Here is a 16,975-nt window from a genome sequence, read left to right as displayed (position 1 = left end):
ATGCATCCCATGCATGACACCGTAGAAATCCAACAACATGGAACGGTCACTGTGGTGACCTTGACCCGGCCCGATGTCCGCAACGCGGTGGATGCGGATACCGCACGCCGGCTGTACGACGCCTTTGTGGCGTTTGATGCGGACCCTGACTCCCAAGTTGCGGTTTTCCATGGCGCACAGGGACACTTCTGTGCCGGTTGGGATTTGCAGGCCGGTGCCCGGATGGCGCAGCACATGCAGCAAGGCACGGATCCATTTGCTGCGCTGGATTTTTCGCCAGACGATGTGAACCCTGCAGGCCCCATGGGCCCCTCGCGCTTGCTGTTGTCCAAACCGGTGATTGCCGCCATCAGCGGTGCGGCGGTGGCGGGCGGCATGGAGCTGGCCTTGTGGTGCGACATGCGGGTGATGGAAGCAGATGCCTACTTCGGCGTTTTTTGCCGCCGCTTTGGTGTGCCGCTCATTGACGGTGGCACGGTGCGCTTGCCGCGCCTGATTGGCATGGGCCATGCCATGGATTTGATCCTGACCGGGCGCAAGGTGGGGGCCGCAGAAGCCTTGCAAATGGGGCTGTGCAACCGCGTGGTGCCCGCGGGTGATGCGCTGCCGGCAGCCCTTGCGTTGGCGCAGCAGCTGGCGGGCTTTCCACAACAAACCATGCTGGCCGACCGCGCCAGTGCCTATGCCCAGTGGAATCTGGATGTGCCGCACGCCCTGCACCAGGAGTGGCAGCGGGGCAAGGCCTGCATTGCGCAGGGCCTGGAGGGGGCGGCGCGCTTTGCCTCCGGGGCAGGGCGGCACGGAAAGTTTTAGTTTTTTGGGCCTCTAGCCCCGATGGAATATGCGCAAGACGCTATGAATTGTGTAGCAGTTGGTTGCCATGCGTGCGCATGTATGGGAGGGGCCGGCGGAGGGCAGAGCATCTATCACCGCTTTGGTTTCGGTTCGTGCCTCGAGTCAATACTCGATCTGTATCGGTTACGGACCGTTCGTTCTGTCAAAGCCTTGGGTGGAGGCGCCGGTCTTTTCCATGAATGAGGCACAGTTGAAGACGGTTTTCCCCAGTTTGCAAAAGGTAACTGCACCACGAATAGGGGCCCGCGGAGTCCGAAGCCAATGGAGCAACGGAAACGCGCTTTTTGCAGGGCATCTTTTTGAAACCGTTTTTTATGCAAAAAGTGGCGTCTTGAAGCGGATTGAACACATTTGGTCTGTCAAGGCAGCGCCTTGCCTGGCGCGTGCAGTTTTTGATGATGTGGTTTCGGAGTTGAACTCTGCGCTAGGACGGTCAAACACTTTCGACGCAGGCTTCGGTGAGAAGAGCGGTCAGCGGTCTGCGATTTGGTTTGCAGGTGGTACGGATCTCATTGCCTACCTTCAGGAAGCCGATATGCAATGCACGGTACGGCTGGTCAATAAGCCGCACATCACGAAAGATGCCTCCGAACTGTGATGAGGGCCTCATTCCACTCCACCGCGCATCAAGCCTTGGGTATCTCCCGTGGCTTGCCGTTTTCATCAATCGCCACATAGGTCACCGAAGCCTCGGTCACCTTGATGTACTGGCCCTGCGCGCTAAAGCGTTCGGCATACACCTCCACCTTCACGGTGATGGAGGTTCGCCCGATGCGGCTGACCTTGGAGAAAAAGCTCAGAATGTCTCCCACCCGCACCGGTTGCTTGAAGATGAATTCATTCACCGCCACGGTGGCCATGCGCCCTTGCGTGTAGCGCGCGGGCAGCACGGAGCCGGCCAGGTCGACCTGCGCCATCACCCAGCCGCCGAAGATGTCACCGTTGGCGTTGCAGTCCGCCGGCATGGGAATGACCTTGAGCACCAGCTCCTCGTCGGTGGGCAATTGAACGCGTGCGGGGCTTGCATTGGTAGACATGGGCACAATCCTCTCTTAATCTGTTGCTAACTCTAAGAATTGTCGCCCATGCGCCCCAACGGCCACCCAGCACCCGCTCCCGCCCCGGATTCCTCCGCCACTTCGCTGCCGCCCAAGTCAGACTGGGCCACCCTGCAACGCCTGTTTCCCTACCTGTGGATCTACAAGTGGCGGGTGATCGCCGCCCTGATCTTCATGGTGGGCGCCAAGATGACCAACGTGGGCGTACCGCTGCTGCTCAAAAATCTGGTCGACAGCATGAGCTACAAGCCGACCGACCCGATGGCCATTCTGGTGGTGCCGGTGGCGCTGCTCTTTGCCTACGGCGCACTGCGCCTCTCCACCACCTTGCTCACCGAACTGCGCGAGCTGGTGTTTGCCAAGGCCACGCAGGGCGCCGCCCGCAGCATAGCGCTGGAGACGTTTCAGCACCTGCACGCCCTGAGCCTGCGCTTTCACCTGGAGCGCCAGACCGGCGGCATGACGCGCGACATCGAGCGCGGCGTGCGCGGTATCGAGTCGCTGATTTCCTACTCACTTTTCAGCATCGTGCCCACGCTGCTGGAAGTGGCAATGGTGCTCAGCATTCTGGCAGTCAAGTTTGACGTGTGGTTTGCCTGGATCACGCTGGCTGCGCTGGCCCTGTACATCACCTTCACGGTGATCGTCACCGAATGGCGCACCAAGTACCGCCGCCAGGCCAACGAGTTTGACTCGGCCGCGCACTCCAAGGCGATCGATTCGCTGCTGAACTACGAAACCGTCAAATACTTCAACAACGAAGCCTTTGAAGCCAGCCGCTACGACGAGAGCCTCGAGCGCCTGCGCCGCGCACGCCTGAAAAGCCAGACCACCCTGTCCATGCTCAACGTGGGGCAGCAGATCATCATTGCGACCGGCTTGGTTGCCATGCTGTGGCGCGCTACCCAGGGCGTGGTGGATGGCCGCATGACGCTGGGGGACCTGGTGATGGTCAACGCCTTCATGATTCAGCTCTACATCCCGCTGAATTTTCTGGGCGTGATTTACCGTGAAATCAAACAAAGCCTGACGGATCTGGAGAAGATGTTCACACTGATGGAGCGCGAGCGCGAGATTGCGGACGTGCCCGGCGCACAGGCGCTGCAGCTGACCGGTTTATCACCAGTGATGTTTGATGATGTGAGCTTTGCGTACGACCCGTCGCGCCCCATCCTGCACCACATCAGTTTTGAGATTCCGTCGGGAAAAACGGTGGCGGTGGTGGGGCCATCCGGCTCGGGCAAGTCGACCCTGGCACGGCTGATGTTCCGCTTCTACGACGTGCAACAGGGGCGTATTTTGATTGCCGGTCAGGACATCAAACGGGTCACCCAGTCCAGCGTGCGCCAGGCGATTGGCATCGTGCCGCAAGACACGGTGCTGTTCAACGACACGGTGGAATACAACATTGCCTACGGCAAGCCCGGCGCCACCCGCGCCGAGGTGGAAGAGGCGGCTGCATCGGCCCACATTCACGGCTTCATCAGCTCCACACCCAAAGGCTACGGCACCATGGTGGGCGAGCGGGGTCTGAAGTTGTCTGGCGGCGAGAAGCAGCGCGTGGCCATTGCCCGCACCCTGCTGAAAAACCCGCCTATCCTGATTTTTGACGAAGCCACGTCCGCACTGGACTCTGCCAACGAGCGCGCCATTCAGGCCGAACTGCAAAGCGTGGCACGCAACAAGACCACGCTGGTGATTGCGCACCGCCTGTCGACCGTGGTGGATGCCCATGAGATCCTGGTGATGGAGGCCGGGCGCATCATCGAGCGCGGCAACCACACCGCGCTGCTGGCGATGCAGGGGCGCTATGCCGAGATGTGGGCGCTGCAGCAGCAGGCCAGCGACCGGGTTGAGGATGAAATAGCGGCCTGATAATTGCGTCATGGAAACCAAATGGCTTGAAGACTTTGTCTCTCTGGCTGAGACCCGCAGTTTCAGCCGCTCCGCGCAGTTGCGCCACGTCACGCAGCCCGCGTTCTCGCGGCGCATCCAATCGCTGGAAGCCTGGGCCGGCACCGATCTGGTGGACCGCAGCAGCTATCCCACGCGCCTGACTCCTGCAGGCGAGACGCTGTACGACCAGTCGCTGGAGGTGTTGCAGGCGCTGCAGAGCACGCGCGCGATGATGCGTGGCCACACCACCGCCGGGCAGGATGTGATCGAGTTTGCCGTGCCGCACACACTGGCGTTCACGTTTTTCCCAGCCTGGGTGTCATCCCTGCGCGAAACCTTCGGACCCATCAAGAGCCGGCTCATTGCCCTCAATGTGCACGACGCCGTGATGCGCATGGTGGAGGGCAGTTGCGACCTGTTGATCTCGTACTACCACCCCTCACAGCCGTTTCAGCTGGATGCCGACCGCTACGAAATGGTGAGCCTGGGTGAAGAAACGGTGGCGCCGTATGTCAAACCGGACACCAATGGCGCGCCTCTGTTCCAACTCCCCGGGCGGGCGGGTCATCCGCTGCCCTACCTCGGCTATGCACCGGGCGCCTATCTGGGGCAGATGGTGGAGCTGATCCTCAAGCAATCCAACACGGCGATTCACTTTGACCGGGTGTATGAAACCGATATGGCCGAAGGCCTCAAGGCCATGGCGCTCGAAGGTCACGGCATTGCGTTTTTGCCGCACAGCGCGGTGAAAAAAGAGCTGCGCGCCAAGCGGCTGGTCAGCGCCTTGCCGCCCGACACGATCGGGCTGCAGATCACCATGGACGTGCGCGTCTACCGTGAAAAACCGGTTTTGAAAGACCCGCAGCGGGGTGCTGCAGCACCGGCCAGAGGTGCAAACCAGGCGCCCAAAAGCAGCGCGCAAGCCCTGTGGGATTACTTGCTGACCCAGTCCAGCGCGTCAACCCGCAAGGAAAAATAACCGGTCTGCCGCTTTTGGGACAATAGGGGCATGAATGAATTGACCCTGACCCGACCCGACGACTGGCATTTGCATGTGCGCGATGGCGATGCCCTGCACACCGTAGTGCCCCACACCGCCGCCCAGTTTGGGCGTGCCATCATCATGCCCAACCTGCGTCCACCGGTAACGACCGCGGCGCAGGCGCTGCAATACAAAGCCCGTATTCAGGCCGCCGTGCCCGAAGGCGTGGCGTTTGAGCCGCTGATGACGCTGTACCTGACCGACAACCTGCCGCCCGACGAGATCCAGCGCGCCCGGGAGGCCGGTGTGGTGGCCGTCAAGCTCTACCCTGCGGGCGCCACCACCAACAGCGATGCCGGTGTGACCGATTTGCGCAAGACCTATCCAACGCTGGAGGCCTTGCAGCGCGAAGGGATGCCCCTGCTGGTGCATGGCGAGGTCACCTCGCCCGACATCGACCTGTTTGACCGCGAGGCGGTGTTCATCGACACGCAGCTGATCCCGCTGCGCCGGGATTTTCCTGAACTCAAAGTGGTGTTCGAGCACATCACCACCCGAGAAGCGGCTCAGTATGTGGCCGAGGCGGATCGTTTTACCGGCGCCACCATCACGGCACATCACCTGCTCTACAACCGCAACGCACTCTTTACGGGTGGCATTCGCCCCCACTACTACTGCCTGCCCGTGCTCAAGCGCGAAAAGCACCGCCTGTCACTGGTGGAAGCGGCCACCAGTGGTAACGCCCAATTCTTTCTGGGTACCGACAGTGCGCCGCACCCCGCGCACCTCAAGGAACATGCCAGCGGTTGTGCCGGTTGCTATACCGCCTACACCGCCATGGAGCTCTATGCACAGGCGTTTGACACCGCGGGGGCCTTGAACAAGCTGGAGGCCTTTGCCAGCTTCAATGGCGCAGCTTTCTACGGCCTGCCGCGTAACACCGGCACCATCACCCTGCGCCGCGAAGCGTGGAGCGTGCCCGAGAGTTTTGCGTTTGGCGAAGCCCAGCTCAAACCCCTGTGCGCGGGCGAGACCTTGCCGTGGCGCATGGTCTAGAGGCTGTTGACTGGTCCGTTGGCTGGCTGGCGCCCTGGCGCCAGGCGGGTCAGCCCATGGCCCGCCTGACCGATGGAAGGCTGGACTGCGCGCAAGCGCTGAACAGCGCCGTTCCGTCCGCGCCGGTTCAGTTTGTGCCCCAGTCCGCATTGCCCGCCGGGGAGGCCTATGAGGCTTTCATTCATCGCACCGGTCAGGTACCCACCCGCGATGGATTGCATGACTTTTTTAACGGCTTGTGCTGGCTGCACTTTCCCTTGACCAAGCGGCGCCTCAACCAGTTGCAGGCCGCGCAGATTGCGGAATCCGGTATCCAACCGGTGCGCGGCCCGGCACGCGACGGGCTGACGGTCTTTGACGAAAACGCCGCTTTTTTTCAGGGCCCGGATGCCTTGTGGGATGCCTTAGCTGCCAAAGACTGGCAAAGCCTGTTTGTGACCCTGCGCCCGCTGTGGGCACAGGCCCATCTGGTGCTTTTTGGCCATGCCTTGCTGGAAAAGCTGGTTTCACCGCGAAAACCCATCACAGCCCACGTGTACCGTGCGCAGACCGCTACCAATTCAATAGCAGATCTGGATGCCTGGATGGCCGCCGACCTGAGCGCGGAGAAGCTGGCGACCAAGCCGTTTGCGCATCTACCGGTGCTGGGTGTGCCCGGTTGGTGGCCCGCCAACGAAGATCCTTCGTTTTATGCGGATGCCAGTGTGTTCCGCGCGCCGCGCCAAAGCCCCAATCCGTTTGGGTGTTTTCAGGCCGAGCCAGCTTGAATTTCAACAAATCGACCTTACCATTGGCGCTGTCGGCCTCCGTGGATGGGGCTGCAACCCAAGGAAACCATGAAACGCATTCTTTTGTTTGTACTGACTAACGTACTGGTCGTGGCCGTGCTGGGCATTGTTGCCAGCCTGCTGGGCGTCAACCGTTACCTGACGCCCAATGGCCTGAATCTGGGGTCCTTGCTGGGCTTTGCCCTGATCATGGGCTTTGGTGGCGCCATCATCTCGCTGCTGATCAGTAAACCCATGGCCAAGTGGACCTCGGGTGTGCGGGTGATCAACCAGCCCCAGAACGCGGACGAAGCCTGGATCGTCGAGACGGTTCGAAAATTGTCCGAGAAGGCTGGCATCGGCATGCCCGAAGTCGGCATTTTTGAGGGCGATCCCAATGCCTTCGCCACCGGCGCTTTCAAGAACTCGGCCTTGGTGGCCGTGTCCACTGGCTTGCTGCAGGGCATGACCCGCGAAGAAATCGAGGCCGTCATTGGCCATGAAATTGCCCACGTTGCCAACGGAGATATGGTCACCATGACCCTGATTCAGGGCGTGATGAATACCTTTGTGGTGTTCCTGAGTCGTGTCATTGGCTACGCGGTGGACAGCTTCCTGCGCAAGGGCGATGACCGCAGCTCCGGTCCCGGCATTGGCTATTACATCAGCACCATCGTGCTGGATATTGTGTTGGGCTTCGCCGCAGCCATGGTGGTGGCCTGGTTCTCGCGTCACCGCGAATTCCGCGCCGATGCGGGTTCTGCCCAGTTGCTGGGCCGCAAGCAGCCCATGATCAACGCGCTGGCGCGTTTGGGCGGCATGGTGCCGGGTGAATTGCCCAAGAGCGTGGCTGCCATGGGCATTGCCGGGGGAATCGGGCAGTTGTTCTCGACCCACCCGCCCATTGAAGAGCGCATCGCTGCCTTGCAAAACCCGCAGGCTTGAGTTGCGGAGGCCGGTCAGGAGATATCTGGCGTCCCGGCCTCACTGCTGCGCAGGACGAGACCGGTGAGCAATTCGCTGGAGGTGTCCAGCCGCGCGGAAAGAATGCGCGCGATGTTGCGGAAAATGATGTGGGCACTGTCCGGATAGGCGTCCACCCGCTCCCGGTCGAAGCGCATGGTGACACTGTCGCGCAGGGCCCGCACCGTTGCGCTGCGCAAATGGTTGCCCACCAGTGCCATCTCGCCAAAACATTCGCCTGAACCCAGCCGCGCCAGGGTGACAACCTGGTCGCCACGGGTCTTTTCCACCGCCACTTCACCCGCGATCAGGATGTGAAACGAGCTGCCGATGTCGCCTTCGTTGAAGATGACCTCCCCGGCCTTGACGGGCATGTGCTCCGCCATCGCCAGGGTGCTCATCAGGCAGTCAGAGGTCATGCCGTGAAACACCTTGACCTTGCTGGCGATTTTCTGAACCACGGACGCATCCAGTTGCAGGCCGGCAGGCCGGGCAATCACTTCGGCACGCACGTTTTCGGCAAAAATCCGGACGACAGCAGGATCAATCTTCATGGCGGCGGATGGTACACCTCTGCTCCCACTGCGCAGCATCCGCAGTTGTGCTAAAACCAAAGACTAATTTACCCTGGCTACAGAGCACGATCACGATGGAACTTTCAACCTGGCTTACTTTTTTCGCCGCGAGCTGGGCTATCAGCCTGTCTCCGGGTGCGGGCGCAGTTGCTGCCATGAGCGCCGGGCTGAACCACGGCTTTCGCCGCGGCTACTTCACCACCTTCGGCCTGGTACTGGGTATCTGGACGCAGGTCATCGTGGTGGGCGTGGGTCTGGGGGCGCTGGTGGCGGCCTCCAGCACGGCATTTCTGGTGGTCAAGTGGGCCGGCGTGGCGTATCTGGTGTGGCTGGGAATCAGCCAGTGGCGCGCACCGGCCACTCCCATGGTGGCCCAGAGTGACGAGGGCCCCACCGTCACGCGCCGTTCCATGATTTTGCGGGCCTGGATGATCAATTCCGTCAACCCCAAGGGCACCGTGTTTTTGCTGGCCGTGGTACCGCAGTTCATGGTGCTGTCGCAGCCCTTGCTGCCGCAATACCTCATCATCGCCGCGACGCTGGGGTTCACCGATCTGGTGGTGATGGCGGGCTATACGGTGCTGGCCGCGCGGGTGCTTGGTGCCTTGAAGTCGCCCTACCATATTCGGGCCATGAACCGGGTTTTTGGCAGCCTGTTTGTCGTCGCGGGTTCGCTGCTGGCGTTGTTCAAGCGTTCGACCTGACGGCCTGTTCGGGTCAGGCCGATCAGGCGGCCTTCAACCCGTTTTCTGCGTCAGTAATTCGGCGATCACACGGCGAAGCCAGCGCGTTCCGGGGTCGTGATGATCAGGTCGGTGTGTTCCACCACCAGAGCGGCGCCGATAAAGTTGGGAATCTTGAGCGAAATTCTTCTCCGCAGACCCAGGCGTGCAATCTCCTGATCGATCAGAAGGGGCGCAGACCCGGAAGAGCTGATGACGGCGTGGTCTTCCGCCTGAAATTGCTCGAGCGTCAGTTCATCCTTGATTCGCGGGTGGTGCGCACTCACCATGCAGACGAATGTCTGGGTAAACAGCAGGTTTTGGTAGAAGCCGGCTTCGAGTTGTGGCATAAAGCCCAGGGCGAGGTCTGCCACACCGGTCTCCAGCATGCGCGCAATATCCGCCGACAGCGGAACGATTTCGATGTGGATGTGCGGTGCCGACACGCGCAATGTTTCCCACAGTTTGGGTAGCAGCACCAGTTGGCTGATGTCGGTCATGCAGATACGAAAAGTGCGCTGCGAAGAGGCCGGGTCAAAGTCATCGCGGTGGCCCAGCACCACGTCAAGCGCTTCCAGTACGCTGCGCACGGGTCGCACCAGTCCTTCACCAAAGGGGGTGGGCTCCATGCCGCTGGAGGTGCGCACAAACAGCTGGTCGCCAAAGTGGTGGCGCAGCTTGGACAGGGCCACGCTCACCGCAGGCTGCCCCAGGTCGAGAACTGCGGGTTTTGTAAATCGCGTCAAATACCGACAGCAGGCGGATATCAATCGTGTTCAGGGCGTCACCTCTATTCGAATTTCAAATATCCGATATTAAGTCCGTTGCATTTACAGTATTTCCCGCGGCTCCTACGATCCCATCCATCGCAGAAATGCCCCGGATGGAGACGGAAACGCCATGCAAGAACTCGGTCGCCTCGAAGATTTGCCAGAAGACTACCGTGCTGCCCTGACGGCACAAAATCTGGTCCCACTTTGGCCGAGCCTGCGCGCCGTATTGCCGCCCGGCAAGCCGCTCCCCCGGACCCGTCCGACTTGCTGGCCCTATCTGGATCTGCGTCCGCTGCTGCTCAAGGCCGGTGAACTCACCCCCATTGAAAAGGCTGAGCGCCGCGTGCTGGTGCTGGCCAATCCCGGCCACGGGCTGGAGAAGATGCAGGCCAGCTCCACCATCTATCTCGGCATGCAGCTACTGTTGCCCGGTGAGTGGGCTCCCGCCCACCGCCACACCCCGAATGCGGTGCGCATGATTGTGGAAGGAGAAGGTGCCTACACCACGGTGGACGGTGAAAAATGCATCATGCGCCGCGGTGACCTGATCTTGACGCCCACCGGCCTGTGGCACGAGCACGGGCACGATGGCGACAAGCCGGTAGTCTGGCTCGATGTGCTGGACCTGCCGATGGTCTATTACATGGAAGCTTCGTATGTCACCGAGGGCAAGGCGCAACCCATTACGGGTGAAGCGGCGGACCGGGCTTACCAGCGCGGTGGCGTGGTGCCAGCACCAGCATTCGTTCGGTCCGAACAGGCGTTCCCCATGCTGCGCTACCCGTGGGTGGACGTGCGCGCCGCACTGGAAGTGCTGGCCAAGACCCAGCCGGAAATCGAAGCCGTTCAGGTGGCTTATGTGAATCCGGAAACCGGTGCTGACGCACAAAAAATTCTGGGCTTCTCTGCCCTGATGCTGCGCCCCGGCGAAACGCTGGCGATGCCCGCTCGTTCCACCGCCATGGTCTTCCACCAGATTGAAGGCGGTGCAGACGTGAGCGTCGAGGGCCACCGTTTCAGCCTGGCCGAGGCTGACACCTGCTGCATTCCCGGCTACACGCCGGTCACGCTGGTGAACCGATCTGCAGAGCAGCCCGCTTTCATTTTTATCGCCGACGACGCGCCGCTTCAGAAAAAGCTGGGCGTCTACGAAGTTCGCAATCCCTAAATCGACAAGACCCCTATAGGAACACCCATGACACAAGCCGACTATCTGTGGACTCCCGCGCCAACGCCTTCCTTGCCCGTTCGTGGTACGGATGCCCGCTTTCCCATTCACCGCATTTTCTGTGTGGGTCGCAACTACCACGCCCACGCCGTTGAAATGGGCCGCCCGGTGGACAAAGCCACATCCAAGCCGTTTTACTTCACCAAGTCGCCATCGACCCTGGTGGAGTCTGGCGCTACCGTGCCTTACCCCGCAGGCACCAGCAACTACCATTTTGAGATGGAACTCGTGGTCGCCATCGGTGCCCCTGGCTTTCGGGTGAACGAGGCGGATGCCGCCAGCCTGATCTACGGCTATGCCGCAGGTCTGGACATGACGCGCCGCGACCTGCAATTGGTGGCCCGTGACCAGGGTCGCCCATGGGACCTGGGCAAAGACTTCGAGAAGTCTGCCGTTTGTGCCGAGATTGTGCCCATTGGTAATCTGGGTGTGCTGCAAAAAGGCGCCATCAACTTGCGGGTCAACGGCCAAAGCAAGCAGACCTCTGATCTGGGTCAACTCATTTGGAACATTCCAGAACTGCTGGCCGACCTCTCGCAGTATTACCACCTTCAGCCCGGCGACCTCATTTATACCGGCACGCCCGAGGGCGTTGGTGCGGTGCTTTCCGGCGACGTCATCACCGGCCATGTGGACGGCGTGGGAGAGGTAACACTCACCATTGGAGCCGCAGAATGACGCCAGAAGCACTTCCCGTGATCGTTGCCGGTGGTGGCATTGGTGGCCTGGCCGCTGCACTGGCCTTGGTGCGCCAGGGTTTCAATGTGACCGTGCTGGAGCAGGCCCCTGAAATCGGTGAAATTGGTGCGGGCATTCAACTGGGGCCCAACGCCTTTCACGCTTTCGACGCCTTGGGCGTGGGCGACAAGGCGCGTAGCCGCGCGGTCTACACCGACTACATGGTGATGCATGACGCGCTGGATGAATACCAGGTTGGCAAGATTCCCACGGGCGAAGCCTTCATCCAGCGCTTCGGCAACCCGTACGCTGTGATTCACCGTGCAGATGTGCACATGTCCTTGCTCGAAGGTGCGCAGGAAACCGGGCGTGTGGAGTTTCATACCTCCACCCGTGTTGAGCGCATCGAGCAAGACGCGTCCAGCGTCACCGTGCATTGCGCCAATGGCAAGACCTACCGTGGCCAGGCCTTGATTGGCGCCGATGGCGGCAAATCAGTGGTGCGTGCCCAGTTCGTCAATGACCCACCCCGTGTGACGGGACATGTGGTGTACCGCGCTGTTGTCGAGAAAAAGGATTTTCCCGAAGACCTGCGCTGGAACGCCGCCAGCATCTGGGTTGGCCCCAACTGCCACCTGGTGCACTACCCCTTGCGCGGCGGTGAGCAATACAACGTGGTCGTGACCTTTCATAGCCGCGACAAGGAAGAGTGGAGCGTGACCGACGGCAGCAAGGAAGAAGTGCTGAGCTACTTTCAGGGCATCTGCCCCAAGGCACGCCAGCTCATCGAATTGCCCAAGACCTGGAAACGCTGGGCCACCGCAGACCGTGAGCCGATTGACAACTGGGTTTATGGGCGCGTCACCATTCTGGGCGACGCCGCACACCCCACCACGCAATACCTGGCGCAGGGTGCCTGCATGGCGCTGGAAGACGCGGTCACGCTGGGCGAAGCGCTGCGCACGCATGACAACGACTGGACACAAGCGCTGGACTTGTACAAGCGCTCCCGAGTGGCCCGTACCGCACGCATCGTGTTGTCGGCCCGCGAGATGGGACGCATCTACCACGCCAAGGGCGTGGAGCGCCTGGTGCGCAACGACCTGTGGAAGGGCCGCAGTACCGAGCGTTTCTATGACGCGATGGAGTGGTTGTATGGCTGGAATGTGGGCAACTGCCTCGCCACCGCCTGAGTCACCTCCATGTTGCAACTTCATAATTTCTTTCGCAGTGGCACCTCCCACCGCCTGCGCATTGCACTCAACCTCAAAGGCCTGGACTACCAGTATGTTGTGGTTGATTTGCGCAAGGAAGAGCACTTGGGCGCTGCGTTCAAAGCGCTCAATCCGCAAGGGCTGGTGCCCGCGCTGGTGGATGGCGAACAGGTGCTGACGCAGTCGCCCGCCATCATCGAATGGCTGGAAGAGCGCTATCCCGCACCGGCACTCTTGCCGACCCATATCGACGATCGCGCTCGCGTGCGGGCCGTGGCCGCGCTGGTGGGGTGCGACATTCACCCCATCAACAACCGGCGCATTCTGGAATACCTGCGCAAGACCCTGGGTTGCGATGAAGCCGCGGTGCTGGCGTGGTGCGCGACCTGGATCAATGCCGGATTCGAAGCCCTGGAAGCCCTGCTGGCTGCCGATCAACAGCGCGGTGCGTTCTGCTTTGGCAACACGCCGACGCTGGCAGACGTTTACCTGGTGCCCCAGATCGAGAGCGCGCGCCGCTTCAATGTGGATATGACACCCTACCCGACCCTCGTTTCTATTGACCAGGCCTGCGCGGGCCTGGATGCCTTTCAGCGCGCTGCGCCATCACAGCAACCCGACGCTGCATAAATCGAAATTACAACAGGAGACAAGCATGAACACCCCAAAAATCACCTTCAAAATTTCATCCGTACTGGCGGCCCGCGCCTTCACCATGGCAGCTTACGCAGCCGAACCACTGAAAGTCGGGCTGGTGCTGCCCATGTCCGGCCCGTTTGCCGCCTATGGCAAACAGGTCGAGCACGGCGCTCGCCTGTACCTGGCGCAAAGTGGTGGCATGTTCTCGGGCCGCAAGGTGGAACTGATCATCAAGGACGACACAGGTGTCGCGCCCGAGATCAGCAAGCGTGCCGCGCAGGAACTGGTCGTCAAGGACAAGGTTGACATTTTGGCCGGCTTTGGTTTGACGCCGTCGGCCTTTGCTGCGGCACCCGTGGCAACGGAGGCCAAGACGCCCATGATTGTGATGAATGCCGCCGCCTCGGCGATCACGACCAAGTCGGAATACATCCTGCGCGTGTCGCACACTTTGCCGCAAATTACTGCGCCCATTGCCAGCTGGGCTGCCAAGAACAATATCAAAAAGGTGTACACCATGGTCGCAGACTTTGGCCCCGGACAGGATGCGCAGGCACAGTTCAAAAAGACCTTCACCGCCGCCGGTGGCGAGGTCGTGGGCGAAGTGCGCACGCCCGTGAAGAACCCCGACTTTGCTCCCTTCCTGCAGAAGATCAAGGATGCCAAGCCCGAAGCCGTATTCCTGTTTGTGCCACCCGGCGAGCAGACCATTGCCTTCATGAAGGGATTTGCAGAACGTGATCTGGCCAAGGCTGGTATTCGCATCATTGCCACCGGTGACCTGACCGAAGAAGACGTGCTCGATGGCGTGGGCGACAACGCGCTGGCGCGTACCTACATTGATGCCACCTGGAAACACATCGGCACGGAAGAGACCGAACTGCTGCCGCTGGCAGGCCAGCGACTGGCGCCGCAGGACTGGGCCGGCATTGATGCGGCCTTTGAAGCAAATAAGGACCCTTGGTCAGGCCCCGCCGGTGAATTCAGGGCCTTGTTTTCGCGTATTGTGAATATGGCGCCGGCGCCCTATGGCCTGGGGCCTGCCTGAATCGCACTGCGCGCCACCGCCTCTGCGACCTTGATGCCGTCGACCCCGGCAGACAGGATTCCGCCTGCATAACTGGCGCCTTCACCCGCCGGGTACAGGCCGGCCACGTTCACACTTTGCAAATCGTCACCGCGCGGAATTTTGAGCGGTGAGGAGGTGCGGGTTTCCACGCCGGTGAGCACGGCGTCGGCCATGTCAAAGCCCTTGATCTTGCGACCGAATGCAGGCAAGGCTTCGCGGATGGCTTCGATGGCGTAGGCGGGGAGGCTGGCCGCAAGATCCCCCAGTTTGACGCCCGGTTGGTAGGACGGCACGACCGAGCCCCAGGCGCTGGAGGGGCGCGCAGCGATGAAGTCGCCCACCAGTTGGCCCGGGGCCTCGTAGCTGCTGCCGCCCAGCACGTAGGCCCGGGACTCCAGCTGGCGTTGCAGGGCGATGCCCGCCAGTGGGTGGGTGCTGTCGGCGTTGCCGTGGGCGTGTGTGCCCAGAGCGACGGCTTCCCGTGCATAAAGGGGGCCGTCTACCGGACCAAAGGCCTGGACAAATGCGGCTTCGTCCATCGGAAAATCCTTCGGGTCAATACCCACCACGATGCCGGCATTGGCGTTGCGCTCGTTGCGCGAATACTGGCTCATGCCATTGGTCACTACGCGACCCGGCTCACTGGTCGCTGCCACCACGGTGCCACCGGGGCACATGCAAAAACTGTAAACCGAGCGGCCATTGCTGGCGTGGTGCACCAGCTTGTAGTCGGCGGCACCCAGCATGGGGTCGCCAGCGTGGCGGCCCCAGCGGGCACGGTCGATCACGCTTTGCGGGTGCTCTATGCGAAAGCCCACCGAAAAGGGCTTCGCCTGCATGGCCACACCCCGGCGGTGCAACATGGCGAAGGTGTCGCGTGCACTGTGGCCCAACGCGATCACCACGTGATCGGCAGCCAGCTCATAGGTTGTTCCGTTGAGCCTGTTTTCGACCTCTAGCCCCCGTACACACTGCGTACCGCGCTCTTCTTTTAATAGCAAGTCCGTGACCCTCTGTTCAAAGCGGATCTCGCCGCCGAGCGCAATGATTTGCTCGCGAATGCTCTCCACCACCTTCACCAGCTTGAAGGTGCCAATGTGGGGATGGGCCTCGTAGAGAATTTCCGGTGGCGCGCCAGCCTTCACAAACTCATTCATCACCTTGCGGCCCAGGTAACGCGGGTCCTTGATCTGGCTGTAGAGTTTTCCGTCCGAGAAGGTGCCCGCACCGCCTTCGCCAAACTGCACATTGCTTTCGGGTTTGAGCGTCTTTTTTCGCCACAGGCCCCAAGTGTCCTTGGTGCGCTGGCGCATGGTGGTGCCGCGCTCCAGCACGATGGGCCTGAAGCCCATTTGCGCCAGCACCAGCGCCGCAAAAATTCCGCAGGGGCCAAAGCCCACCACCACCGGGCGCAAGGCCAGGTTGGCGGGTGCGAGACCCACCGGGTGATAGTCCATGTCGGGCGTGGCGCTGATGTGTGGGCGGCCCGCATGGCGCTGTAGCAGCGCCGCTTCCTGGGTGGCGTCTGCCAGGGTCAGGTCAACGATGTACACCACCAGCAATTCGACCTTGCGCGCGTCGAAGCTGCGCTTGAAAACGTGCAGGCTGGCGATGTCGGCGTCCGCTACACCCAGCGCCTGTGCGGCGAGGGTCTTGAGGGCGGCTATAGGGTGCGGCACGGGGGCGCGGTCATCGTCGGTCTCCGAAGGCGCATCCGCGGCGCGGCGCGATGCAACGGGGACGGCAGACAGGGGAAGTTTGAGTTCGGTGATGCGGATCATGGAGGCTCGTGTTTATCAAGCAAGCCGCGATTTTAGATGCTCACGTGCATGTGAGCAGCCTCTTAATAGCGATACTTTTCTGACCATCAGCTTCGTCGTGATGTCCGGCATCAACCCCCAGGGCTGCCAGGTGTTTAGTTTCAAGCATCCGAGTGTCGAGGAGCTCGACCATGATTTCTTGTGGCGCACAACGCAGGCGCTACCGGAGCGCGGCCGAATCGGCATCTTTAACCGCTCCTATTACGAAGAGGTTTTGATCGTCAGGGTGCATCCCGAGATTCTTCGCGCACAGCGGTTGCCGCCAGAGTCGTGTGAGGAGACGACCATCTGGAACGAGCGCTACCGCTCCATCGTGGGCCTTGAGAATCACCTCCATCGCAGCGGCACACGGATCGTGAAATTTTTCCTCCATATGTCAGAGGAGGAGCAGCGCAAGCGCTTTCTTGCGCGTATCGATGCACCAGAAAAGAACTGGAAATACATGCAGGCCTACGAGGCGTGTCTGAGCGCAACCAGCACACAGGTTGCGCCCTGGTATGTCGTGCCCGCTGACGACAAGAAAAACGCACGGTTGATTATTTCCAGAATTGTTCTGGATACTTTCAATGCACTAAATATGCGCTATCCCGAAGCAGGCGCAGAACGCCAAAAAGAATTGTTGTCCATCCGCAAAGAATTGATGGGCGAGGGTCCTCGCTGCCACAAGGCATCCAAGTGAA

Annotated in this window: 18 protein-coding genes; 14 read left to right on the top strand and 4 right to left on the bottom strand. The window is 61.0% G+C overall.

Translation table 11 applies throughout. From position 1 onward, the window contains the following. Window positions 1-9 precede the first annotated feature (9 nt). Both AC097W_RS13320 and AC097W_RS13315 read left to right on the top strand, forming a co-directional pair. Window positions 10-813 carry a crotonase/enoyl-CoA hydratase family protein gene (locus tag AC097W_RS13320; protein ID WP_479603041.1) on the top strand — a complete coding sequence of 268 codons (804 nt, stop codon included), beginning with the start codon at window positions 10-12 and terminating at the stop codon, window positions 811-813. A gap of 217 nt (window positions 814-1,030) precedes the next feature. Further along, entirely contained in the window at window positions 1,031-1,453 is a 423-nt protein-coding gene (locus tag AC097W_RS13315) for a hypothetical protein (RefSeq protein WP_479603040.1), read from the top strand. 28 nt (window positions 1,454-1,481) lie between these two features. Here AC097W_RS13315 and AC097W_RS13310 read toward each other — a convergent pair whose 3' ends face one another. Then, window positions 1,482-1,892: an acyl-CoA thioesterase gene (locus AC097W_RS13310; protein WP_479603039.1), complete on the bottom strand. Its 411-nt coding sequence runs from the start codon at window positions 1,890-1,892 to the stop codon at window positions 1,482-1,484. A 48-nt stretch (window positions 1,893-1,940) separates the two neighbouring features. Here AC097W_RS13310 and AC097W_RS13305 point away from each other — a divergent pair, with 48 nt between their 5' ends. From AC097W_RS13305 to htpX, 5 genes are all read left to right on the top strand, one after another. Then, window positions 1,941-3,788, top strand: a complete 1,848-nt coding sequence (locus AC097W_RS13305; protein ID WP_479603038.1) for an ABCB family ABC transporter ATP-binding protein/permease — start codon at window positions 1,941-1,943, stop codon at window positions 3,786-3,788. Window positions 3,789-3,798: 10 nt separating this feature from the next. After that, window positions 3,799-4,788 (top strand): LysR substrate-binding domain-containing protein, encoded by a 990-nt coding sequence (locus tag AC097W_RS13300; protein WP_479603037.1) that lies wholly within the window; start codon window positions 3,799-3,801, stop codon window positions 4,786-4,788. 30 nt (window positions 4,789-4,818) lie between these two features. Next, window positions 4,819-5,847, top strand: coding sequence for a dihydroorotase (pyrC, locus tag AC097W_RS13295; RefSeq protein ID WP_479603036.1), 1,029 nt, complete (start codon window positions 4,819-4,821; stop codon window positions 5,845-5,847). Window positions 5,848-5,903: 56 nt separating this feature from the next. Then, entirely contained in the window at window positions 5,904-6,614 is a 711-nt protein-coding gene (locus tag AC097W_RS13290) for a DUF3025 domain-containing protein (protein WP_479603102.1), read from the top strand. 69 nt (window positions 6,615-6,683) lie between these two features. Continuing rightward, window positions 6,684-7,559, top strand: coding sequence for a protease HtpX (gene htpX / locus AC097W_RS13285; RefSeq protein ID WP_479603035.1), 876 nt, complete (start codon window positions 6,684-6,686; stop codon window positions 7,557-7,559). Window positions 7,560-7,573: 14 nt separating this feature from the next. Here htpX and AC097W_RS13280 read toward each other — a convergent pair whose 3' ends face one another. Beyond that, complete coding sequence (locus AC097W_RS13280; RefSeq protein ID WP_479603034.1) at window positions 7,574-8,131, bottom strand: Crp/Fnr family transcriptional regulator; 558 nt, start codon at window positions 8,129-8,131, stop codon at window positions 7,574-7,576. 95 nt (window positions 8,132-8,226) lie between these two features. Between AC097W_RS13280 and AC097W_RS13275 the strand changes: the two genes are divergently transcribed. Then, window positions 8,227-8,856, top strand: a complete 630-nt coding sequence (locus tag AC097W_RS13275) for a LysE family transporter (protein ID WP_479603033.1) — start codon at window positions 8,227-8,229, stop codon at window positions 8,854-8,856. 65 nt (window positions 8,857-8,921) lie between these two features. On the opposite strand, the gene AC097W_RS13270 is transcribed toward AC097W_RS13275, so the two are convergent. Beyond that, window positions 8,922-9,620 carry a LysR family transcriptional regulator gene (locus AC097W_RS13270; protein WP_479603032.1) on the bottom strand — a complete coding sequence of 233 codons (699 nt, stop codon included), beginning with the start codon at window positions 9,618-9,620 and terminating at the stop codon, window positions 8,922-8,924. Between the two features lie 154 nt (window positions 9,621-9,774). On the opposite strand from AC097W_RS13270, the gene AC097W_RS13265 reads away from it, so the two are divergent. The 5 genes from AC097W_RS13265 to AC097W_RS13245 are packed head-to-tail and all read left to right on the top strand — an operon-like array spanning window position 9,775 to window position 14,454. Beyond that, window positions 9,775-10,815, top strand: a complete 1,041-nt coding sequence (locus AC097W_RS13265; RefSeq protein ID WP_479603031.1) for a cupin domain-containing protein — start codon at window positions 9,775-9,777, stop codon at window positions 10,813-10,815. A gap of 27 nt (window positions 10,816-10,842) precedes the next feature. After that, the gene (locus AC097W_RS13260; RefSeq protein WP_479603030.1) at window positions 10,843-11,553 is read left to right on the top strand and encodes a fumarylacetoacetate hydrolase family protein; all 711 of its coding nucleotides are present in this window, start codon (window positions 10,843-10,845) and stop codon (window positions 11,551-11,553) included. After that, window positions 11,550-12,746, top strand: coding sequence for a 3-hydroxybenzoate 6-monooxygenase (locus tag AC097W_RS13255; RefSeq protein WP_479603029.1), 1,197 nt, complete (start codon window positions 11,550-11,552; stop codon window positions 12,744-12,746). The genes AC097W_RS13260 and AC097W_RS13255 overlap by 4 nt, the downstream gene beginning before the upstream one ends. A gap of 12 nt (window positions 12,747-12,758) precedes the next feature. Further along, a complete protein-coding gene (gene maiA, locus AC097W_RS13250; RefSeq protein WP_479603100.1) occupies window positions 12,759-13,397 on the top strand; it encodes a maleylacetoacetate isomerase in 639 nt (212 codons plus the stop codon). Between the two features lie 25 nt (window positions 13,398-13,422). Beyond that, entirely contained in the window at window positions 13,423-14,454 is a 1,032-nt protein-coding gene (locus tag AC097W_RS13245) for an ABC transporter substrate-binding protein (protein WP_479603028.1), read from the top strand. On the opposite strand, the gene AC097W_RS13240 is transcribed toward AC097W_RS13245, so the two are convergent. Then, entirely contained in the window at window positions 14,433-16,256 is a 1,824-nt protein-coding gene (locus AC097W_RS13240; protein WP_479603027.1) for an NAD(P)/FAD-dependent oxidoreductase, read from the bottom strand. The two genes, AC097W_RS13245 and AC097W_RS13240, sit on opposite strands and share 22 nt — an antisense overlap. Here AC097W_RS13240 and AC097W_RS13235 point away from each other — a divergent pair. Beyond that, entirely contained in the window at window positions 16,255-16,974 is a 720-nt protein-coding gene (locus AC097W_RS13235) for a PPK2 family polyphosphate kinase (RefSeq protein ID WP_479603026.1), read from the top strand. The two genes, AC097W_RS13240 and AC097W_RS13235, sit on opposite strands and share 2 nt — an antisense overlap. Window position 16,975 lies beyond the last annotated feature (1 nt).

Source organism: Rhodoferax sp. GT1R46 (assembly GCF_056521285.1).
Note: the sequence above shows the minus strand (reverse complement) of the source record. Positions and strands in the feature narration are given on the sequence as shown.